Annotated in this window: 21 protein-coding genes and 1 pseudogene; 5 read left to right on the top strand and 17 right to left on the bottom strand. The window is 61.7% G+C overall.

Annotation, left to right across the window (positions count from 1 at the left end):
* Positions 1-18 precede the first annotated feature (18 nt).
* Complete coding sequence (locus AC0NIE_RS00605) at positions 19-1,032, top strand: class I SAM-dependent methyltransferase (protein ID WP_473483836.1); 1,014 nt, start codon at positions 19-21, stop codon at positions 1,030-1,032.
* A gap of 42 nt (positions 1,033-1,074) precedes the next feature.
* On the opposite strand, the gene fabI is transcribed toward AC0NIE_RS00605, so the two are convergent.
* From fabI to fabA, 3 genes are all read right to left on the bottom strand, one after another.
* Entirely contained in the window at positions 1,075-1,887 is an 813-nt protein-coding gene (gene fabI / locus AC0NIE_RS00600; RefSeq protein ID WP_473483834.1) for an enoyl-ACP reductase FabI, read from the bottom strand.
* 12 nt (positions 1,888-1,899) lie between these two features.
* Positions 1,900-3,120 carry a beta-ketoacyl-ACP synthase I gene (gene fabB, locus AC0NIE_RS00595; protein WP_123147394.1) on the bottom strand — a complete coding sequence of 407 codons (1,221 nt, stop codon included), beginning with the start codon at positions 3,118-3,120 and terminating at the stop codon, positions 1,900-1,902.
* 116 nt (positions 3,121-3,236) lie between these two features.
* Positions 3,237-3,755 (bottom strand): 3-hydroxyacyl-[acyl-carrier-protein] dehydratase FabA, encoded by a 519-nt coding sequence (gene fabA / locus AC0NIE_RS00590; RefSeq protein WP_023802127.1) that lies wholly within the window; start codon positions 3,753-3,755, stop codon positions 3,237-3,239.
* A gap of 244 nt (positions 3,756-3,999) precedes the next feature.
* On the opposite strand from fabA, the gene irrA reads away from it, so the two are divergent.
* Complete coding sequence (irrA, locus tag AC0NIE_RS00585) at positions 4,000-4,431, top strand: iron response transcriptional regulator IrrA (protein WP_473483831.1); 432 nt, start codon at positions 4,000-4,002, stop codon at positions 4,429-4,431.
* 78 nt (positions 4,432-4,509) lie between these two features.
* Here the strand turns inward: irrA and AC0NIE_RS00580 are convergent, their stop codons facing one another.
* Positions 4,510-5,067, bottom strand: coding sequence for an SH3 domain-containing protein (locus AC0NIE_RS00580; protein ID WP_473483828.1), 558 nt, complete (start codon positions 5,065-5,067; stop codon positions 4,510-4,512).
* Between the two features lie 157 nt (positions 5,068-5,224).
* Between AC0NIE_RS00580 and AC0NIE_RS00575 the strand changes: the two genes are divergently transcribed.
* On the top strand, positions 5,225-6,226 hold the full coding sequence (locus AC0NIE_RS00575; protein ID WP_123146526.1) for a 2-hydroxyacid dehydrogenase: 1,002 nt from the start codon (positions 5,225-5,227) through the stop codon (positions 6,224-6,226).
* Positions 6,227-6,249: 23 nt separating this feature from the next.
* Here the strand turns inward: AC0NIE_RS00575 and AC0NIE_RS00570 are convergent.
* The 13 genes and pseudogenes from AC0NIE_RS00570 to AC0NIE_RS00510 all read right to left on the bottom strand — a co-directional run.
* Positions 6,250-6,492 (bottom strand): annotated as a pseudogene (locus AC0NIE_RS00570) (GNAT family N-acetyltransferase); the annotation flags it as partial.
* 101 nt (positions 6,493-6,593) lie between these two features.
* Positions 6,594-6,833 (bottom strand): hypothetical protein, encoded by a 240-nt coding sequence (locus AC0NIE_RS00565; RefSeq protein ID WP_473483826.1) that lies wholly within the window; start codon positions 6,831-6,833, stop codon positions 6,594-6,596.
* 3 nt (positions 6,834-6,836) lie between these two features.
* Positions 6,837-7,592, bottom strand: coding sequence for a molybdopterin-synthase adenylyltransferase MoeB (locus AC0NIE_RS00560; protein ID WP_473483824.1), 756 nt, complete (start codon positions 7,590-7,592; stop codon positions 6,837-6,839).
* A gap of 222 nt (positions 7,593-7,814) precedes the next feature.
* Positions 7,815-8,981, bottom strand: a complete 1,167-nt coding sequence (gene recF / locus AC0NIE_RS00555; RefSeq protein WP_473483822.1) for a DNA replication/repair protein RecF — start codon at positions 8,979-8,981, stop codon at positions 7,815-7,817.
* Positions 8,982-9,006: 25 nt separating this feature from the next.
* Positions 9,007-10,125 carry a DNA polymerase III subunit beta gene (gene dnaN, locus AC0NIE_RS00550; protein WP_123146529.1) on the bottom strand — a complete coding sequence of 373 codons (1,119 nt, stop codon included), beginning with the start codon at positions 10,123-10,125 and terminating at the stop codon, positions 9,007-9,009.
* Positions 10,126-10,424: 299 nt separating this feature from the next.
* Positions 10,425-11,897, bottom strand: a complete 1,473-nt coding sequence (dnaA, locus tag AC0NIE_RS00545) for a chromosomal replication initiator protein DnaA (protein WP_473483819.1) — start codon at positions 11,895-11,897, stop codon at positions 10,425-10,427.
* A 917-nt stretch (positions 11,898-12,814) separates the two neighbouring features.
* Positions 12,815-13,081, bottom strand: coding sequence for a 30S ribosomal protein S20 (gene rpsT, locus AC0NIE_RS00540; RefSeq protein WP_029356919.1), 267 nt, complete (start codon positions 13,079-13,081; stop codon positions 12,815-12,817).
* A 181-nt stretch (positions 13,082-13,262) separates the two neighbouring features.
* The gene (locus AC0NIE_RS00535) at positions 13,263-14,036 is read right to left on the bottom strand and encodes an enoyl-CoA hydratase (protein ID WP_123146531.1); all 774 of its coding nucleotides are present in this window, start codon (positions 14,034-14,036) and stop codon (positions 13,263-13,265) included.
* Between the two features lie 77 nt (positions 14,037-14,113).
* Entirely contained in the window at positions 14,114-15,022 is a 909-nt protein-coding gene (gene mutM / locus AC0NIE_RS00530) for a bifunctional DNA-formamidopyrimidine glycosylase/DNA-(apurinic or apyrimidinic site) lyase (RefSeq protein ID WP_473483817.1), read from the bottom strand.
* A complete protein-coding gene (locus AC0NIE_RS00525; RefSeq protein WP_473483815.1) occupies positions 15,015-16,253 on the bottom strand; it encodes a phosphopentomutase in 1,239 nt (412 codons plus the stop codon). Before AC0NIE_RS00525 ends, mutM begins: the two co-directional genes overlap by 8 nt.
* Positions 16,254-16,503: 250 nt before the next feature.
* On the bottom strand, positions 16,504-17,124 hold the full coding sequence (locus tag AC0NIE_RS00520) for a TadE/TadG family type IV pilus assembly protein (protein ID WP_473483812.1): 621 nt from the start codon (positions 17,122-17,124) through the stop codon (positions 16,504-16,506).
* Positions 17,125-17,160: 36 nt separating this feature from the next.
* Complete coding sequence (locus AC0NIE_RS00515) at positions 17,161-17,721, bottom strand: TadE/TadG family type IV pilus assembly protein (protein ID WP_473483809.1); 561 nt, start codon at positions 17,719-17,721, stop codon at positions 17,161-17,163.
* Positions 17,722-17,871: 150 nt separating this feature from the next.
* Positions 17,872-18,294, bottom strand: coding sequence for a pilus assembly protein N-terminal domain-containing protein (locus AC0NIE_RS00510; protein WP_192358289.1), 423 nt, complete (start codon positions 18,292-18,294; stop codon positions 17,872-17,874).
* 355 nt (positions 18,295-18,649) lie between these two features.
* Between AC0NIE_RS00510 and AC0NIE_RS00505 the strand changes: the two genes are divergently transcribed.
* Both AC0NIE_RS00505 and AC0NIE_RS00500 read left to right on the top strand, forming a co-directional pair.
* Positions 18,650-18,820, top strand: a complete 171-nt coding sequence (locus tag AC0NIE_RS00505; protein ID WP_473483807.1) for a Flp family type IVb pilin — start codon at positions 18,650-18,652, stop codon at positions 18,818-18,820.
* Between the two features lie 153 nt (positions 18,821-18,973).
* Positions 18,974-19,492, top strand: a complete 519-nt coding sequence (locus AC0NIE_RS00500; protein WP_473483805.1) for an A24 family peptidase — start codon at positions 18,974-18,976, stop codon at positions 19,490-19,492.
* Positions 19,493-19,606: the final 114 nt, after the last annotated feature.

Raw genomic sequence — 19,606 nt, 5'->3', positions numbered from 1 at the left:
GCATTTCGAGATCGAAGAATGTCCGCCGAGCCGCTGAAGACACTGTTCCATCCGTTCGAGGCCGAGGCTGTCTCCCTGCCGCGTAAGGGCGAGCGTGTCCTCTTTCTCGGCGCTGAACCGGGTTTCCCCCTGCCCGCAGGCTTCGATGCGGCACTGCATCTGGTGCAAGGCTTCCGCCCGCATTTTCGCACGCTGCAGGGGTCGGGCTTCACGGTCACGCCGCGGCTGGAAGGCGAAGGTTTCGATGCGGCCCTGGTGCTTGCCGGCCGTCATCGCGGGCGAAACGAATTGCGCATCGCTGAGGCGATTGAGCGTGTGAGGCCGGGCCGATCGATTATCGTCGCCGGCGCCAAGGACGATGGTATTGCCAGCCTGCGCAAGCGCATCGGCGAGCTTGTGCCGCTCGACGGCCATTTGCCGAAACATCACGGCATCGCTTTCTGGTTCCATCGACCTGCCGATGCTGCGGTCGCGGCAGCGCTTCGCGCCGCCAATCCAACCCTTCTGCTCGAGGCCCGGTTCCGCACCGCGCCAGGCATGTTCTCTTTCGACAAGATCGATACAGGTTCGAAATTGCTGGTCGACAATCTGCCCGGGGACCTGCGTGGCAGCGTTGCCGATTTCTGTGCCGGCTGGGGCTATGTGGCGGCCGAGGTCGCCGCCTGCTCACCTGGCATATCGGCGCTCGATCTCTACGAGGCCGAGTTCGATGCGCTGGAGGCGGCGAAAGGCAATATCGGCAATACAGCGGCGGAACCAGGTTTCTTCTGGATCGATCTTTTGAGCGAGCCGGTCGAGCGGCGCTATGACGCCATCGTCATGAACCCGCCCTTCCATCGCAGCCGGGCGGCCGAGCCGGAGATCGGTGCCGGCATGATCCGCGCCGCGGCAAAGGCGCTGAAGCCGGGTGGGCGGCTGTTCATGGTGGCGAACCGTCAGCTTCCCTACGAGCCGGTGCTGGCGGCCGCCTTCTCCAGCCATGCCGAGATCGCCCGCGACGGCATGTTCAAGGTTCTCGCGGCGCGCCGCTGAGGCGGCGCTCACGGGGATCAAGGCAACTTCTAAAGGCCGAAATTACTCTCGTCCGTTGTCGGTCCGTTTCAACTCGTCGAGCGTCGGCATCGAGACGATGTGGTAGCCGGAATCGACATAGTGGATTTCGCCGGTGACGCCTGACGACAGGTCGGACAGGAGGTAGAGCGCGGAACCACCGACTTCGTCGATGGTCACCGTACGGCGCAGCGGCGAGTTGCGCTGCTGGTAGGAAAACATGTGGCGTGCATCGGAAATCCCGGCGCCCGCCAATGTCCGCACCGGACCGGCCGATATGCCATTGACCCTAATGCCGCGCGGGCCGTAGTCGTTGGCGAGATAGCGGACGCTGGCTTCCAGACCGGCCTTGGCGACGCCCATGACGTTGTAGTTCGGCATGACACGGACGGAACCGGCATAGGTCAGCGTGATCATCGAGCCGCTGCCCTTCATCAGCGCGGCGGCATGACGGGCGACCTCGGTGAAGGAGTAGCAGGAGATGACCATGGTGCGGACGAAATTGTCGCGGCTGGTGTCGGCGTAAAGGCCCTTCAGCTCGTTCTTGTCGGAAAAGCCGATGGCGTGGACGACGAAGTCCAGCCCTCCCCAGGCCTCGCCCAAGGTCTCGAAGGTAGCGGCAACCGATGCGCTGTCCTCGACGTCGCAAGGCACGACCAGCGAGGAGCCGAGTTTGTCGGCAAGCGGCTTGACCCGGCGCCCAAAGGCTTCGCCCTGATAGGTGAAGGCGAGTTCTGCCCCATGTTCGGACAGTTTTCGGGCGATGCCCCAGGCGATCGAATGGTCGTTGGCGACACCCATGACAAGCCCACGCTTGCCTTTCATCAATCCGTCCATGGTCGGCAATCCTTATGCGGAATAGCGCTGGAAAATCAGCGTTGCGTTGGTGCCGCCGAAACCGAACGAGTTGGACAAAACGGTGTCGATCCTGGCATCGTCGATGCGCTCTCGCACGATGGGCATGCCCTCGAATTCCGGATCGAGCTGCTCGATGTGGGCGCTCTCGCCGATGAAGCCGCCTTGCATCATCAGGATCGAGTAGATCGATTCCTGCACGCCGGCCGCACCCAGCGAATGGCCGGTCAGTGATTTCGTCGAGGTGATGAAAGGCATCTTGTCGCCGAACACCTCGCGGATTGCGCCCATTTCCCTGGAGTCGCCGACCGGCGTCGAGGTGCCGTGCGTGTTGATGTAGTCGACCGGCGAAGAAACGGTCGCCAGCGCCTGCCGCATGCAGCGCACCGCGCCTTCGCCCGAGGGCGCCACCATGTCGTAGCCGTCGGAGGTCGCGCCATAGCCGACGACCTCGGCGTAGATCTTTGCGCCGCGCGCCTTGGCGTGCTCGAGCTCTTCCAGCACCAGCACTCCGGCGCCGCCGGCAATGACGAAGCCGTCACGATCGACGTCATAGGCGCGCGAGGCGGCCGATGCCCGGTCGTTGAACTTGGAGGACATGGCGCCCATCGCGTCGAACAGGTCCGACATCGTCCAGTCGAGATCCTCATGGCCGCCGGCAAAGACCATGTCCTGCTTGCCCCACTGGATCAGTTCGTAGCCATTGCCGATGCAATGGGCCGAGGTCGAGCAGGCCGAAGAGATCGAATAGTTGACGCCGTGGATCTTGAACCAGGTTGCGAGCGTCGCCGAAGCGGTCGACGACATCGCCTTCGGCACCGCAAACGGACCAATGCGCTTGGGGCTGCCGTTTTTGAGCGTGGTTTCAGCGGCTTCGACGATGGTTCGGGTCGACGGTCCGCCCGATCCCATGACGATGCCGGTGCGCTCATTGGTGATGTCGTTTTCGCCCAGTCCAGCGTCCACGATAGCCTGGTCCATGGCGACATGGTTCCAGGCCGCGCCTTGCGACAGGAAGCGCATGGCGCGACGATCGATCAGCGCGGAAGGGTCGAGCGTCGGCGCCCCCCAGACCTGGCAGCGGAAGCCGTGTTCGGCGAAGGAATCGGAGAAGCTGATGCCGGATCTGGCATCGTGGAGCGAGGCCTGCACCTCGTTGGCATTGTTGCCGATCGACGACACGATGCCGAGGCCCGTCACTACGACCCGTCTCATTCGCAACTCCTTCCAGCGCATGAACCCGAAACCTGTCGGACCAGGATCATGCGCAAATTAAAGTTCTACAGCTTCCTTGCGCGTCCCGCGGACTCGCGGCGCTGTGAAGGCGCCGGTTAGGCGGCGGCCGATTGCTTGGACAGACCCACCTTGAGATCCGTTGCTGCGTATATGGGTTCGCCATCCGCCTTCAGCCAGCCATCGGCGATTCCAAGCACCAGCCGGCCGCGCATCACGCGCTTGAAGTCTACGCCATATTCCACCTTCTTGACCGACGGCGTCACCATGCCTTTGAATTTCACTTCGCCGGTCGACAGTGCCATGCCCTTGCCCGGCTCGCCGAGCCAGCCGAGATAGAAGCCCGTCAGTTGCCACATGGCGTCGAGGCCCAGGCACCCCGGCATGATCGGATTGCCGATGAAATGGCAGGCGAAAAACCACAGGTCCGGCTTGATGTCGAATTCGGCGCGGATGAAGCCCTTGTCGAAGGCACCGCCCGTCTCGCTGATTTCGGTGATGCGATCGAACATCAGCATCGGCGGATAGGGGAGCTGGGCGTTTCCAGGTCCGAACAGCTCGCCGCGGGCGCAGGCAAGCAGTTCCTCGTAATCGTAGCTGGATTTCGAAACCGCCATCAATCTCCGTCCCCAATAATCGTCCGGGCGGTAGCGCGCCCTTGTCGTTGGTTTCCTAACACAATCTATTTCAGGCCGGAAACCGGCGTTTGCGCTTAACCCGCCCGTCTGCCTGGGTCAATGCGCGCTATTGATCGTATTCGGGCGACAGAATATATGTCGGGGGGTGTCCAGTTTCGGTCAATATTCGTTTTTTGCCATTCTGGGCATATCTTGAGGCGAAACTTTGAGCTTGGACGGATAGATGGATCTGGGCTGCCGGAAGGAAAATGTCTCTGTGGACAAGCGGGTTCGCGAAGCTGGCCTGAGGCCGACGCGTCAGCGCATTGCGCTGGCCGATCTGCTTTTTGCCAAAGGCGACCGCCATCTGTCGGCCGAGGAGCTGCACGAGGAGGCGATCACCGCCGGCGTGCCGGTTTCGCTTGCCACCGTCTACAACGCTCTTCATCAATTCACCCGGGCGGGCCTTCTGCGCATCCTGGCCGTCGAGGGGTCGAAGACCTACTTCGACACCAACACCTCCGATCACCATCATTTCTACATTGAAGGCGAAAACAGGATCTTCGATATCGCCAGTGGTCCTGTCACGGTTTCCAACCTGCCGGAGCCGCCGGAAGGCATGGAGATCGCCAATGTCGACATCGTGGTGAGGCTGCGCCCCAAACGCTCCGGTTGATCCGCTCTTCATAGGGCCGCGAGATACCGTCTCGCCAGTATCGGCCTCTAGACCATGATCCCGACCGACAAGAAGAAGTCAGTTCTTGACCCGTTCGCCCGGATAAGCGCCCCAGACAAGCGACTGGGCGAGCCAGCCGGTGTGGCCGTTGAAGGTCATCTCGCACCACTGGCCGTCACAGGACTTGATCGTGCCCATGGCGCCCGGCTCGATGATCGCGACGATGCTGGCATCCTTTTCCGGGTCACCGAGAAGATTGACTCGGGCATCTTTGCCCCGCTGCCAGGGAGCCACGATCGCCGTACGGCGGCCTGAAAGCAGCGACTGGTTGATCCAGCCTTCCGAGCCGTCGGCATCGCGCACACGACGCCAGGTGTCGAATTCCTGGATGATCTCCATCGGCAGGCCGGGCTTCATATACATCCAGTCGACGGAATAGTTGACGCCTGGTCCGACGCGGGAGTTGACGCGGCCCGCTTTCAGGCTGACGAAACGCGGCAGCGGCAGGCCGCTCGGGCCGAGCGTTGTGCTCTGGGCGGGTGCTGCCGCATTCTGTGCCGCCACATGCGAGGAATGAAGGAGAGCGCCGAGAAATGCTGCGCTGAGGGCCAGGCGGAGCGACGCGAAACCAGACACTTTCATTCCTTTCGGCGCCGGCTCATCGGCCTTGGCGCCCCTTTTTCTTTGTCTTCGGCGGAACCTCTTGTTACATGAAGAACTGGCACCGCGACCGGCCTGCAGTTTCGCCTGTCTTGGTTAAAGAGGTCTCAACGAGGTCGGGTTCGAGGAAACAATGGTAGGCAGAAAAAGGCCCCTCGTCGTCATCACGCGCAAGCTGCCCGACCCGGTCGAGACCCGCATGCGTGAGCTGTTCGACGCCCGGCTGAATGTCGAAGACAGGCCGATGACGCAGCCGGAACTGGTCGCGGCGGTCAAGGAAGCCGACGTGCTGGTGCCGACCATAACCGATCAAATCGACGCGGCGCTGATCGCTCAGGCTGGCGACAACCTCAAGCTGATCGCCAATTTCGGTAACGGCGTCGACAAGATCGACGTGTCAGCAGCAGCGAAGAAGGGCATTACCGTCACCAACACGCCGAACGTGCTGACCGAAGATACGGCCGACATGACCATGGCGCTGATGCTGGCGGTGCCGCGGCGGCTTGCGGAAGGCGCCAATGTGCTGACCGGCGACAAGAAATGGGCCGGCTGGTCGCCAACCTGGATGCTCGGCCGGCGTATCTGGGGCAAACGCCTCGGCATTGTCGGCATGGGCCGCATCGGCACCGCTGTCGCCCGACGGGCCAAGGCCTTTGGCCTGTCGATCCACTATCACAACCGCCATCGCGTGCTGCCGGCGGTCGAGGACGAGCTGGAGGCGACTTATTGGGAAAGCCTCGACCAGATGCTTGCCCGCATGGACATCATATCGGTCAATTGTCCGTCGACGCCGGCGACCTTCCACCTGCTTTCGGCGCGGCGGCTGGCGCTTCTGCAACCGTCCGCTTACATCGTCAACACAGCGCGCGGCGACATCATCGACGAGGACTCTCTGGTCAAGCTGATCCAGGACGGCAAGATCGCCGGCGCCGGCCTCGATGTCTACGAGCATGAGCCGGCGCTGAACAGCAAATTGCTGAAGCTCGCCGCCAAGGGCAAGGTCGTGTTGTTGCCGCACATGGGGTCGGCGACGCTCGAAGGCCGGATCGACATGGGCGAGAAGGTGATCATCAACATCCGCGCCTTCTTCGATGGCCACCGTCCACCGGATCGCGTACTGCCACTGCGGACGTGATGCCATCTTAAGTTAGCGCAGGCTTACGAAATCACCTTGCGCATGGTAATCGAGGTCGGACGGTCATAGCCCTTGTGCGCTGTCCGTTCCGTTTCGCGAAAGCCGAGCCGGGCAAAGGCCGCGTGATTCCCGGTCAGTTCGATCCGCGTCTGAAGCTCGATCGCAGGCTTGCCGCGGTTGCGGGCGAGATCCTCGACAGCTTGCATCAGCTGCCTGGCAATGCCCTGTCCCTGAAAGTCCGGTTCGATCGCGAGCTTTCCGATATAATGCATGTCGCGCAAAAGTGTGCAGCGGTTTTGCGATAACGACATGCATAAAACAACAACCTAAAGCGCGTCGCATGAGGCCCGGTCAAACGCGACGCGCTTTAGAAATCGTTGGCCCGCTCCAGAACAAAAACGCAGCCGACGGTCCTGCCGTCCTTCAGCGCCGCAAAGCCCGTCTCTTGCCGGGCCTTGTCCCGGAGATTTTCGACCGTGAGCCGATGCGCCGAGGATGGCGGAGCGATGACACCGTCCATGGCGGCGAAGGCGCGCATGATCAGCGCCAGCACCTCGTCCCAACGGTCGAAATCGGCCGGAAGCTGCTCGACGGAAACCAGGCTCAAGGTCTAGTTTCTCTTGTAGCGGATCGTGTCGAAGCGCGCTGTCAACGCATCGTAAAGCAGCAGCCGGCCGACCAGCGGCTCGCCAATGCCGGCGATCAGCTTGATCGCCTCCATAGCCTGCAGCGTGCCGACGACACCGGTCAGCACGCCGAGTACGCCGGCCACAGCGCAGGATGGCACCAGGCCGGGTGGCGGCGGTTCCGGAAAAAGATCGCGATAGCTTGGATTCGGCCTGCCGTCCGCGCCGGTCTCGAACGGTTTCAGCACGGTCACCGAGCCGTCGAAGCGGCCGACGGCGGCATGTACCAGCGGCCGCTTTTCCGCGGCGCAGGCGTCGGCCGCTGCATAACGTGTTTCGAAATTGTCGGAACCGTCGACGACGATGTCATAACGGGCGACGAGGGCAGGGGCGTTGTCCGCCGTCAGCCTGAGATTGTGCAGTTCCACGGCGACGTTGGGATTGATGCGGGCGATGGCCGCTTTGGCACTGTCGGTTTTCGCCGTGCCGACAGCGTCGGTGCCGTGGATCACCTGTCTTTGCAGGTTCGACAGCGAGACGCTGTCGTCGTCGACGATGCCGAGTGTACCGACGCCGGCTGCGGCAAGATATTCAAGCACCGGCGCTCCCAGGCCGCCGGCGCCGATGACCAGGACTCGAGCCCGCTTCAGTCGCTGCTGGCCGGCGCCGCCGATCTCGGGCAGCACGATGTGGCGGGCGTAGCGTTCGAGTTCTTCGTTGGTGAGCGCGGTGGTGATCATTGCCGGACCATATATGCATGTCGCGCAAAAGTGTGCAGCGGTTTTGCGATGACGACATGCATAAAACAACAACCTAAAGCGCGTCGCATGAGGCCGGTCGAACGCGACGCGCTTTAGCGGGAGAAAAACCTTGTCAGGCGCCAATGCAGGGCGCCAAAAAGCCTGCCCTCGGGCTCGGCCATCGGGGTGCGAAGCAGTTTTGGGATAACGATATCAAGGAAGTCAAATGGTTGGCCCGACCGTGCCGTGATCGACGGTCAGGAACTGCGCGCGTCCCTTGAGACTGGAAAACAGCGCCGCATCGGTCCCGGTCATGAAAGCCTGGCAATTCAGCTCTTCCAGGATCGAGAACAGCGCGGCGCGCCGGCCGCTGTCGAGATGGGCAGCGATCTCGTCGAGCAGCAGGATCGGCGTCATGCCCGACATCTCGCCGGTGAGCCGGGCATGCGACAAGACCATGCCGACCAGCAACGCCTTCTGCTCGCCGGTCGAACAGAGTTCGGCCGGCATCGCCTTGGGCCGGTGCCGCACCACGAGGTCCGAACGGTGCGGGCCGTCGAGCGTGCGCCCGGCGGCGCGGTCGCGATCGCGGCCTTCGGCAAGCGCTTGGCGGAACCGCTCCTCGACATCGACAGCCGCGGAGGTGCCGACTTCGCTTTCCAGCGCGCCGGACAGGCCGATGTCGGCTTGCGGAAACGAACCGGCACTTGGCAGCCTGTCGATCATGGCGGCGAGCAGGCGCACCAGTTCGGCACGCGCCGCGGCAATCGCCACACCGGTTTCGGCCATTTGCGTCTCGATCGCATCGAACCAGGCGCCGTCACGCGAGCCTTCGGCGAGCAGCCGATTGCGGCCGCGCATCGCTTTTTCGTAGTCGAGCGCGCGCTGGCCGTGGCCGGGATCGATCGCCAGGACCTGCCGGTCGAGAAAGCGCCGGCGGTCAGCGGCCGGCCCGGTGAACAATGCATCCATCGCCGGTGTGAGCCAGACGACGCGCAGCCATTCCAGCATGTCCTCCGCCGAGCGCGCTGCCGCGCCATTGATCCGCACCCGCCGGCCGCTCTCGCCGGCGGCATCGCCGCCTGCAACGCCGGTGCCGATCTCGACCGGTCCGTCCGGCCCATCGAGCCGGGCATGGATGGCAAAGCCGCCGTCGCCGCCTTCACGCGCCACGTCGGCATAAGGTGCACGGCGCAGGCCGCGACCCGGTGTCAGCAGGGAAATCGCTTCCAGCAGGTTGGTTTTGCCGGCGCCATTGTCGCCGGAAAAAACCACGGCGCCGGGGTCGAGGCCGATCGACAGCGTTGCGTAATTGCGGAAATTCGTAAGTGACAGCTTACTTATATGAGTCTGCTGATCGTGCTCAGGCTGCTTCGCAACTCCGGTCATGACAGCAAGATGGCCTCGTTCTGGCCTATACCCGCATCGGCATCAGCACGTAGAGTGTGGTTTCGTCGGCCATATCGTGGATCAGCGTTGGCGAACCGGCGTCCGCCAGCATGAATTTTGCCTCAGTGCCGGTCAACTGGGCGGCGACGTCGAGCAGATATTTGGCGTTGAAGCCGATTTCGATCGCGTCGGACGAATAGTCCGCGGCCAGTTCCTCGGTGGCGCTGCCCGAATCCGGATTGTTGACCGCAAGCGTGACCTGGCCTTCTCCAATCGAGAGCTTCACCGCCCGGCCGCGTTCGGACGAAATGGTCGAGACGCGGTCGACGGCAGCGGCGAAACTCTGGCGGTCGATGATCAGCTTCTTGTCGTTGCCGGTGGGGATGACCCGCTGATAGTCCGGGAAGGTGCCGTCGATCAGCTTCGAGGTCAAAACGACACTGCCGATGGTGAAACGGATCTTGGTGTCGGACAATTCGGTGGTCACGGCGACGTCCGGGTCGTCGACAAGCTTTTGCAGCTCGCTGACCGTCTTGCGCGGAATGATGATGCCCGGCATGCCTTCGGATCCTGCCGGCGCGTCGATCTCGGCGCGTGCCAGCCGATGGCCGTCGGTCGCTACCGAGCGCAGCTTCAGCTTGCCGTCGGCGTCATGCGTGTGCAGATAGATGCCGTTCAGGTAGTAGCGCGTCTCTTCGGTGGAGATGGCGAATTGGGTCTTCTCGATCAGGCCCTTGAGAGCGACCGAATCGAGCCGAAAGATATGCGAGAACGATCCGGCCGAAAGCTCCGGGAAATCGGATTGCGGCAGGCACTGGAGACGGAAGCTCGAGCGGCCCGAGGTCACCGTCATGGCGTTGCCGTCCTCGTCGGTCTTCAGCATGACTTCCGCGCCGTCGGCGAGCTTGCGCACGATGTCGTAGAGCAGATGCGCCGGAACCGTCGTCGCCCCGCCGCGCTCAACCTTGGCGGGCGTGGCTTCGGTCACCTCCAGATCGAGGTCGGTAGCCTTCATTTCGAGGGTGGCGCCTTCGGCGCTCAGCAGCACGTTCGAAAGGATCGGTATGGTGTTGCGCCGCTCGACCACGCGATGAACGTGGTTGAGCGACTTCAGGAGATTTGACCGTTCCAGGATAACACGCATGACGAAACAGGCTCGCTTGAATGAATGAGCGGGTCTCCGGCAAGCGGCAACCCGCGAACGCTCTGAACTGGCTCAGAATCTGCACAAACTGACAGGAAAAAACCCGTAAGCGCAAGCCCGTGCTACCGGTTCGGGCCGGTTACGCGGGCTTTCTGGGGATAAAACTGGCGAAGTCCGCAAGCCAATGCTTGTCGCCCAAAAGTGCGCAGCGGTTGTGGGGCAACGACATGCATAAAAAACAAAGATTTCAAGCGCGTCGCAGCCATCCAAATGCGACGCGCTTTTGTTTTTCGGGCCGGTCAGGCCTGATCGTTGATGAGTCTTCTCAGCAATTCGAGCTCCTGCGCCAGCGTGTTGTCGACGCCTGAAAGATCCTCGATCTTGCGCACGGCATGCAGCACCGTCGTGTGGTCGCGGCCACCGAAACGCCGTCCGATCTCCGGCAAGGAGCGCGGTGTCATCACTTTCGACAGGTACATGGCGACCTGCCGCGGCTTGACGATCGTGCGCGTGCGCCGGTTAGACAGAAGTTCTGTCTTCGACACATTGTAGTGGCGCGCTACGATGCGCTGGATGTCCTCGATGCGCACCCGCTTCGGCTCGCCCGAACGATAGATGTGGCCGAGGATCTCGTCGATGCGGTCGATGGTGATCTGCGGTTCGAACGACTGGCGGAACAGGAGCTGGTTGAACGCACCTTCGAGTTCGCGCCCGCTGCCGGTCACCGTGCGGGCGACATGGTTGAGGATCTCCTCCGAGATGTCGAGCGACGCATCATCGGCCTTGGCGGTGGCAAGGCGCAGCTTGAGCATGCCGATCCGCATGGCGAAATCCGGCGCCGACATTTCGAGCGCGACGCCGCCGTTGAGGCGCGAGCGGACGCGAGGCTCCAGCGATTCCAGTTCCGACGGCGGCCGGTCGGCTGCGACCACCACCTGCTTGGCGCTGTCGAGCAGCATGTTGATCAGATGGCAGAATTCATGCTGGATCGACTTGCCTTGCAGGAACTGCATGTCGTCGATGATGAGAAGATCGATGTCGCGCAGCTGTTCCTTCAGCGTCAGTGCGTTGTTGTCGCGGATCGCGGTGGCAAACCGCCACATGAAATATTCGGCGGTGAGATAGACGACACGCGACTTCGGATTCTGCTTCAGCGATTCCGCCGCGATCGCCTGCAGCAGGTGAGTCTTGCCCAGTCCCACCGTCGCGTGAAGAAACAGCGGATTGAAGCGCACCGCGCTCGACTGCGATTCCGCCACCGCTTTGGCGGCGGCGAAGGCCACCCGGTTTGACGGTCCCTCGATGAAGGAGCCGAACGTGTAGCGCGGGTCTAGCGGCGAACCGAGCACATTGTGCCGGAACTCGGTCTCTGCAGGCGTTCCCGAACGAGGTGCCGGTACCCGCTCCAGCCTGCCGGGGCTTGCTGTTCCCGCGGCCAGCGCCGTTTGCGCTTGCCTGGTCATCTTGCGCGCCGGGGCCACTTCGGGCTCGACGCCGTTGCGCCCCGGGCGGGTAGCGGTGCGCACCACGATCTCGATCTTGAGGATTTCAGGATCCTCGTGTTTCCACAGCTCGGCGATGAGGTCGAGATAGTGGCCGTTGATCCACGAGCGCAGGAAGGCGGTGGGAACCGAGATGCGGACAATGCCCCGGGACGCCTCGGCGACCTTCATGCGTCCGAACCAGCTCGAATAGACTTCGGTTCCCAGACGCGCCTTCAACTGGGCCTTGACCCGGTCGAACTTTTGTTCCGCGTCGATGGAAGCCGACATATCGTCCCCTTCGGTTAAGGTTCCAGGGAATGGGAGGTCGCCCGTAAGCTCCCTTTCGATGCCGCTCTGCATGATCGAGTTCCTTGTCCTTTTGTACCTTTTTCCGCCGGGAATGCGCCTCCTGCATCCATGTTTCCGGCGACCGTGTCCTTGCTGCGACACCATCGCCGCCGCCGGCAGATGATGTCGCCTCATTGTCAGGGAACCGGCGCCGCCTCATCAGAGCCAGCCCGCTTTGGTCATGTCAGGGCAATACAATTCCGTCCGGCGAAAACGCCGGCGCGTTATTGATCTGCCATGTACAATTACGCCAATCCCCTACCGTATCGAAAAGACAAACCAAGCCCGTACGCGGAAATGATCCACGTCACGAATTCTGCCATTTTTGCTGGCCGATTCAGGCTGGGTTAAGGGCCAACGGCCCGTCCCTCTCGATAGACCGACATTAACGAAATCGCTGTGGATAGGGCAAGGCCACGACTAACGGATTTTTAAGGAATGTGGTTAGCGCAGAGGGGGTTCGGAGCCTGCGTTGCACTGGCATGTTTTGACAAAGCCATTGTGATTCAAACCCTTTTCCGGCGAATATGAAAAAGGCCGCCTCGCGCGAAATTTTCTGAAATAATTTTCTTGACAGGCAAATGTTCCCCGTCCCTCGCGCCAGATGTGAACAAGCTGTGGATGACCGTCAATAACTTATTGAAAAATAAAGCTGATTTTTGACAGCTGATATTTTTGCCGTGAGCGCTTTCAGCGGCTGCGCCTATCAGCAGGCATGTATATGCCGGCAAAGCATTTCGAACATTGAAATCGTGCGGAGTGTCCGTTTGGGAGATTTCTTTTTAAGTACTTGCCGGCAAACGAAAAACCCGGCACGAGCGGCCGGGCTTGAAGCAGGCAAGATCAGTAAAGGTATATTAGGCCGACAGCACCTTGAGTCGCTGGGCTAGGCGTGACACCTTGCGCGATGCCGTATTCTTGTGCACCACGCCCTTGGTCGCGGCGCGCATCAATTCCGGTTCCGCCACCTTGAAAGCAGCCTGCGCGGCAGCCTTGTCGCCCGAGGCGAGCGCCTCTTCGACCTGGCGGATGTAGGTCCGCACGCGCGAGCGGCGGTTCTTGTTAATCGCCGTGCGACGGGCGATCTTGCGCGTTGCCTTTTTGGCCGAGGAGGTATTGGCCATGATGCCTCTCTTCTGATCTGGTGGGCGCATGCGGGATGTCGCAGGGCGCAAAAACAAACGGGCAGCCACAGGGCCGCCTCGGTTGATGCGGCTTATAGTTCAGCTTTTCCGGCGCGTCAACGCTGCTTCGCCTTCTTTTTGGCCGCTGCTGTCGCTCGCTTCTGGCCGCTGTCGTCACGATCTATCGGTTCGTGAAATTTGGCTTCCGCTTCTCGGCAAAGGCCGCCATGCCTTCCTTCTGGTCATCGAGGGCAAACAACGAGTGAAACAGCCGGCGCTCGAACCGCAGCCCTTCGGCCAGTGTCGTTTCATAGGCGCGGTTGACGGCCTCTTTCGCCATCATCACCGACGGCAGCGAAAAATCGGCTATCTTGGCTGCCGCCTTCAACGCCTCCTCGAGCAGCTCGACGGCGGGCACGACACGTGACACCAGGCCGCAACGCTCGGCTTCCGCCGCATCCATCATCCGTCCGGTCAGGCACATGTCCATCGCCTTCGATTTGCCGACGAAGCGGGTGAGGCGCTGTGATCCGCCCATGCCCGGCATGACGCCGAGCGTGATCTCGGGTTGGCCGAATTTGGCGTTGTCGGCGGCGATGATGAAATCGCACATCATCGCCAGTTCGCAGCCGCCGCCAAGCGCATAGCCGGCCACCGCCGCGATAACAGGCTTGCGCGCCCGGGTGAACTCTTCCCAGCCGACAAAGAAATCCTGCACATAGGCGTCGACAAAGGAGATCGCCTGCATTTCCTTGATGTCCGCACCTGCCGCGAAGGCTTTTTCGGAGCCAGTGATGACCATCGCGCCGATGTCGGCATTCGCGCAGAAGCCGTTCACGGCCGCGACCACTTCCGTCAGGACCTGAGAGTTCAGCGCATTGAGCGCCTTCGGCCGGTTCAGCGTGATCAGCCCGACCTTGCCGCGGATTTCGACGATAATCGTTTCATGGGCCATGACTGTATCTCCTCACTCGGTCATCTGGCTTACATCTGGCGTCCAGCTTGGCATCTAGGTCACACCCGGCACCTAGCTCACAACTGACAAGTCCGGCAGTAGAAGGTGGAACGCCCGCTTTGCACGATGCGCTCTATGTGGCCGCCGCAGCCGTGCTTGGAGCAGGGTTCGCCCTCGCGATCATAGACCGCGAACGAATGCTGGAAATAGCCCAAAGACCCGTCGGTCTGCACATAGTCGCGCAGCGACGATCCGCCGGCGGCGATCGCATCGGCAATCACCGCGCGGATTGCTTCGGCAAGGGCGTCGCGCTGCTGTTTGGCCCTCTTTCCAGGCTTTGCGATGGTGCCTGCCTCGCGCAACGGCGACAGACCGGCGCGCCACAGGGCCTCCGACACATAGATATTGCCGAGCCCGGCGATCAACCGCTGATCGAGAAGTGCTGCCTTCAGCGGCGACTTCCGGCCTTTCAGCAGCGAGGCGAGCAACTCGCCGTCCAAAGCATTGCCTGTCGGCTCGACGCCCAGCCCCGCCAGCATCGGATGCGTGTCGGGCGCCCCTTCGGAAAACAGCATGAAGCCGAAACGGCGCGGATCGTTGAAGGTCACACGGGACCGGGCGCCTTCGGGAGAGACGATATGGAAGACGACATGGTCGTGCACCGCACTTTTCGAGCGCTCGAGATAAAACGCGCCCAACATTTTGCTGCTATCGGGCATTTCGCCGTCATCGGACGTTTCAATGCGGAACGAACCCGACATGCCGAGATGGCAGATCAGCACCGGACCGCCTTCGAGATGCATCGTCAGGTATTTGGCCCGGCGGCCGAGCGCCGTAATCGTCTTGCCGGTCAGCCTCTCCAAGAATTTTTCGGGAAACGGAAAGCGCAGGTCGGGCCGGCGTGTCTCGACGCGGGCGATGCGGGCGCCTTCCAGAACCGGCTGCAGGCCCCGCCGCACCGTTTCGACCTCAGGCAACTCAGGCATGGCCGCCTATCGTTGTATAGAAGGAGGTGCCGTGACGGCCGCGTGCCAGCCCAAGATGCTCGGCGACGGTTTCACCGATGTCGGCGAACGTCGTTCTGAGCCCAATGTCGCCGCCAAAACCTGGTCCCGTGCCGATCACCGGAATGCGTTCGCGTGTATGATCGGTGCCCTGCCAGGTCGGATCGTTGCCATGGTCGGCCGTGAGGATGAGAAGGTCGCCGTGCCTCAGCCGTGCAAGCGCCTCCGGCAGCCGCCGGTCGAAGGCCTCGAGCGCGGCGGCATAGCCGGCAACGTCGCGCCGATGGCCGAACTCTGTGTCGAAATCGACGAAATTGGCGAAGACGAGATCGCCGTCGCCCGCGTCATCCATCGCGCCGAGCGCCTTGTCGAACATCGCCATGTTGCCGGCGGCCTTGCGTACTTCCGATATGCCGCGATGGGCGAAGATGTCGCCGATCTTGCCGACCGCGATGACCCGGCTGCCGCGCGCCGTCAACCGGTCGAGCAGGGTCGGTTCGGGCGGCGGCACCGAATGGTCCCGGCGGTTGTGCGTCCGTTCGAAGCTGGCGGCGGTTTCCCCAATGAAAGGCCGCGCGATCACCCGTCCGATGTTCAGCGGATCGACCAGCCTGCGCACCACCTTGCAGAATTCGTAGAGCCGTTCCAGTCCGAAGTGAACTTCATGCGCGGCGATCTGCAGGACGGAGTCGACCGAAGTGTAGCAGATCGGCTTGCCGGTGCGGATATGCTCCTCGCCGAAACGCTCGATGATCTCGGTGCCCGCGGCATGGCAATTGCCGAGAATGCCCGGCACCTCTCCTTCGCGGATGATCGCTTCGGTCAGATCGGCTGGAAAGGCGGGAACTGTGTCCGGGAAATAGCCCCAGTCGAAGCGGACCGGCAAGGCGGCGATTTCCCAATGGCCCGATGGCGTGTCCTTGCCGCTCGAAATCTCCTGCGCCGCGCCATGGAAGGCGGAGGCGAACTGGACCTTGCTGCCGATGTCGATGCTGAATCCCGTCGCTGTTTTCGCCGCGTGACCCAGGCCGAGCGAGAGCATGTTGGGTACGAAAAGTGGGCCTTTGCGCAGCCCCTCGCGATCCGCCCGGCCCTCCGCGCAGGCTCTGGCGATGTGTCCGAACGTGTTGGAACCGGCGTCGCCATAGCGCTCGGCGTCAGCCGCGCCGCCGATGCCGAAGGAATCGAGAACAAAAAGAAAGGCGCGCGCCATTGCAGGGGTTCATTATTATCGTTTGTCTGTCCGCCCAGACATAGGGGGCCGCGCCGACATTGGCAATTCGGAAGCAGACGGCTTGGCGCGATAGTTGAGATGTGGCCACGAACCGTGCCGATGTCATCCCCGCCATTCGGCGCGTAGTGCGTTCGACCAGGCCGCACCAGCAGAGCCACGATGGCCGCAGCCATCCTGCGCCCGGCGTCAGGTAACGGCCGATAGCAATGGCGATCGGAGTCGAGCGCGGTCAGCAGGTGCTGCAGGGAATCGTTGGGCTTCTGCGGGGCCTGAGATAATAGGTTTCGCCCATCGATATCGAGTCGAAAGCCGAACTCAATCCAAGCCGTTTCTCACTGTCCGCCGACCAGGTAATGATCGGCTGGTATGCGAGATTGCTTTCGACGCGAATGAGAAAGGTGCCCTTGATCTCGAGCGTCGGTGCAACCGTGGTGATGGAGTTCTTGGCGGCGGCGGCGCTGAAGGCGCCACCGACCATCTTGCGTGACCAAACGACCACCACCTTCGGCGTCGCTTCGTCCGTGACCTGGATTGCGGTGATGATGATTTCCGGGGTCGATCGGTTGTACGGCTGAAGGGTGGAGTTGCCGATCTGCATGATCGCATTGAGATCGGCTGCCGTGATGGTCTGCTGCTGGGTAACGAGATCCGCCACCATGCTGCCGATGCGACTGACCTTCTTGCTGGTTTCGATGGCTTGCGAGGCTTCCATGGTCATGAAGTACATGATCAGCAGGACGGGCACGATGAAGGCAAACTCAACCGCCGCGACACCGCGGCGATCGCAGCAGAACCGGATGGCTTTCGTGCACATTCCAGCGATCCCCTGATGTGCCTCCGCACGCCCCATGCCATCGTCCTTTTTCACCCACGCGACGGTGCGTTTTCAGTTGTCGAACGGCTCGTTCTGCCAGGTCACCGATGCGAAATGCAGCGTGTTGCCGTCTTTCAGATTGGCCATCGACTTGGCCATGAAATCGGTCATGACGGGCCATTTGTAAAAAACCCGCAGCATGTTTATCGATTCAGCCAAGCCCGGGGCCACCGAGAAGGTCTTCGCACTCGTGCCTTGCGTCAGCACGATCTCACCGTCTTGGATCTTGAAGCGTGCGGAGGCCGCATCGGCGAAGGTCGGATATTCGCGCAGATCCACCAGCAATCCGGGGCAGTCCTTGGCGACCATGATTTCCAGCCGGCTGCAGATCATGGTCTTCAGCGTGGCCTCCGTTACATTGGCCTGCCTTATCTGGCCCGTCCGTAGCTGGCGCGCGACATCGTCGGCAATATTGGCCATCACCTCTTGCCCGGCAAATGAAATGCAGCTCTCCAGTATGGCAAAGACGAGGAGCGCAAATGGCACCGCAAGCATCGCGAATTCCAAAGCCGTGCTGCCGCGCCGGTCGCCAAGGAAGCGCGCTGAAAAGCCTGCTGGTCCTGCTTTGCTCATGTCCCGGGCCTGCCGATCCTGAAGGGGTGTCGGAGGGAGCATTAGCGCAAACCCATTGAGGTGCGGTTTGGATGATCGTTAAATTCGAGGGAAAGGTTTTAACGGGCCGATAACCGAAGCGGCATTCAGCGAGACGAGACGGTCAGGTCGCTACCGGCCGGCGCTCATCTCGGCTTCCGAGGCCTTCTCCGCATCGCTTTTATACGAGCTCTCGCAATACGGCGTGCAGGACATGGTCTGTATTTCGGCACGCCGATAGATGCGCACCGACGACGCGTCCTGTCGCACCACGGTGATCTGCTCGTCGACGATCGGACGGCCCTCTTGATCTAGGACAACGAGGTTGGTGACGCCGAAGCCCTTGCCCGTCAGCACGATCGTCGAAGCATCCTGCACGGCGGCGTCGGCGATCGCCGGGTTGCCGACGACAATCGTATCGGCGGCGCGCGACAGTTTGACGATCTTCGCCTGGTTCATCGTGACCTCGATGCCGGCACCAGCCTTGGCCGGCACGACAAAGGCCGTGGCGGCAAGAAGCGCGACAATCGGAAAGGACGATCTCGGCCCGGTCATTGAAGTGCTCCACGGCGGCAAACTGCTCAACGGAACATGAACGAGATTGGTGAACCAACGGTTAAGCGGATGGGGAGGCGTGATGATGTCGGGATTGGCATCGTGATCGCCTGAAGCGGATCGCCCCTTTCCCAATCGGTGAATTGCGGCTTTCGCGCCCTTTGACGTGCCGGTCGGGTCCATTAGGCGTCACTTAGTTTACGGTTAACCACGCCATGTCATCGAAGCCGGAAAGGAATCGGTAAGGCTGTTTATTAAGCCGATCGAAAGAGCTTCTCCATAGATTGGCAGCATCCGATCAGCCGCCAAGAGAAGTTGACGGAATTGCTGTAACACCTGGAGTAGGAGCTCTCGAATGCCTAATCTCATTGCACGTTTTGTGAAGGACGAATCCGGCGCGACCGCTATCGAATACGGTCTGATCGCCGCTCTCATCGCGCTCGCCATCATGGTCGGCGCCGGCTCGCTGGGCGACGCGCTGAACGCGAAGTTCAACGGGATCGCCACTTCGATCAACAATTCGTAACAGATCACGAAGTCCGGTCGTTTTCCAGAACAGGGCCGCCTCACTGGCGGCCCTGTTTCGTCGTACCGGCAGTTTTTCAGCTCGCAACCTCATCAATCGTTAATCGAACATGTCTAAGCTGGGCTAGGCATAGTTGACCATAGGCCCGCGCCGATGCTTGAAGCCCTGATCTTCGTCGTCTTTCCGTTCTGCATGCTCTTTGCCGCGATCTCCGACATGCTGTCGATGACGATCGCCAATCGCGTGCCGGTGCTGCTTGTGGCCGTCTTCGCCCTGGTCGCGCCGCTGACGGGCATGGACTGGGCAACCTATGGCTGGCATTTCGCCGCCGGCGGCCTGGTTCTCGCCGTAACCTTCGCTCTGTTCGCGCTCGGCGGCATGGGAGGCGGCGACGCCAAGCTGCTGGCCGCCACCGCCATCTGGATGGGACTGAACATCCATCTCATTCAATATCTCGTAACCTCGACATTCATCGGTGGCCTGCTGACGCTCGCCATCCTCGTCTATCGGAAATCGCCGCTTGCGGCCGTCACAAGCCACAATCCGTTTCTACGCCACTTCGCCGACGAGACATCAGGCGTTCCCTATGGCATCGCGCTTGGCATTGGCGGGCTGCTCACCTTTCCGAACTCGCCGTTGATGGCGTGGGCGCTGGCAAGGCTGGCGGCTTAATTCTCGCCACCATCCTTCCCTCGTCAGGCCAGCCTTCCCTTCTTCGATTTGGCGTTTGAGCAGGCGGCTCGGCCGCCTTTTTGCGGGGCCGGACCGGATGCCTCAAATTTATGT

This window comes from Mesorhizobium sp. WSM4842 (genome assembly GCF_055901575.1).
This window is presented reverse-complemented; position numbering and strand designations above follow the sequence as displayed.

Bases quoted from the DNA above. Each gene is read 5' to 3' on its own strand.
- AC0NIE_RS00510 (WP_192358289.1), bottom strand. From the start codon at position 18,294: ATGACCGGGCCGAGATCGTCCTTTCCGATTGTCGCGCTTCTTGCCGCC.
- AC0NIE_RS00525 (WP_473483815.1), bottom strand. From the start codon at position 16,253: ATGGCGCGCGCCTTTCTTTTTGTTCTCGATTCCTTCGGCATCGGCGGC.
- fabB (WP_123147394.1), bottom strand. From the start codon at position 3,120: ATGAGACGGGTCGTAGTGACGGGCCTCGGCATCGTGTCGTCGATCGGC.
- AC0NIE_RS00575 (WP_123146526.1), top strand. From the start codon at position 5,225: ATGGTAGGCAGAAAAAGGCCCCTCGTCGTCATCACGCGCAAGCTGCCC.
- AC0NIE_RS00505 (WP_473483807.1), top strand. From the start codon at position 18,650: ATGCCTAATCTCATTGCACGTTTTGTGAAGGACGAATCCGGCGCGACC.
- AC0NIE_RS00520 (WP_473483812.1), bottom strand. From the start codon at position 17,124: ATGGGGCGTGCGGAGGCACATCAGGGGATCGCTGGAATGTGCACGAAA.
- AC0NIE_RS00605 (WP_473483836.1), top strand. From the start codon at position 19: ATGTCCGCCGAGCCGCTGAAGACACTGTTCCATCCGTTCGAGGCCGAG.
- AC0NIE_RS00500 (WP_473483805.1), top strand. From the start codon at position 18,974: ATGCTTGAAGCCCTGATCTTCGTCGTCTTTCCGTTCTGCATGCTCTTT.
- recF (WP_473483822.1), bottom strand. From the start codon at position 8,981: ATGACCGGAGTTGCGAAGCAGCCTGAGCACGATCAGCAGACTCATATA.
- dnaA (WP_473483819.1), bottom strand. From the start codon at position 11,897: ATGTCGGCTTCCATCGACGCGGAACAAAAGTTCGACCGGGTCAAGGCC.
- mutM (WP_473483817.1), bottom strand. From the start codon at position 15,022: ATGCCTGAGTTGCCTGAGGTCGAAACGGTGCGGCGGGGCCTGCAGCCG.
- rpsT (WP_029356919.1), bottom strand. From the start codon at position 13,081: ATGGCCAATACCTCCTCGGCCAAAAAGGCAACGCGCAAGATCGCCCGT.
- AC0NIE_RS00560 (WP_473483824.1), bottom strand. From the start codon at position 7,592: ATGATCACCACCGCGCTCACCAACGAAGAACTCGAACGCTACGCCCGC.
- AC0NIE_RS00515 (WP_473483809.1), bottom strand. From the start codon at position 17,721: ATGAGCAAAGCAGGACCAGCAGGCTTTTCAGCGCGCTTCCTTGGCGAC.
- fabA (WP_023802127.1), bottom strand. From the start codon at position 3,755: ATGGCGGTTTCGAAATCCAGCTACGATTACGAGGAACTGCTTGCCTGC.
- irrA (WP_473483831.1), top strand. From the start codon at position 4,000: ATGGATCTGGGCTGCCGGAAGGAAAATGTCTCTGTGGACAAGCGGGTT.
- AC0NIE_RS00535 (WP_123146531.1), bottom strand. From the start codon at position 14,036: ATGGCCCATGAAACGATTATCGTCGAAATCCGCGGCAAGGTCGGGCTG.
- dnaN (WP_123146529.1), bottom strand. From the start codon at position 10,125: ATGCGTGTTATCCTGGAACGGTCAAATCTCCTGAAGTCGCTCAACCAC.
- fabI (WP_473483834.1), bottom strand. From the start codon at position 1,887: ATGGACGGATTGATGAAAGGCAAGCGTGGGCTTGTCATGGGTGTCGCC.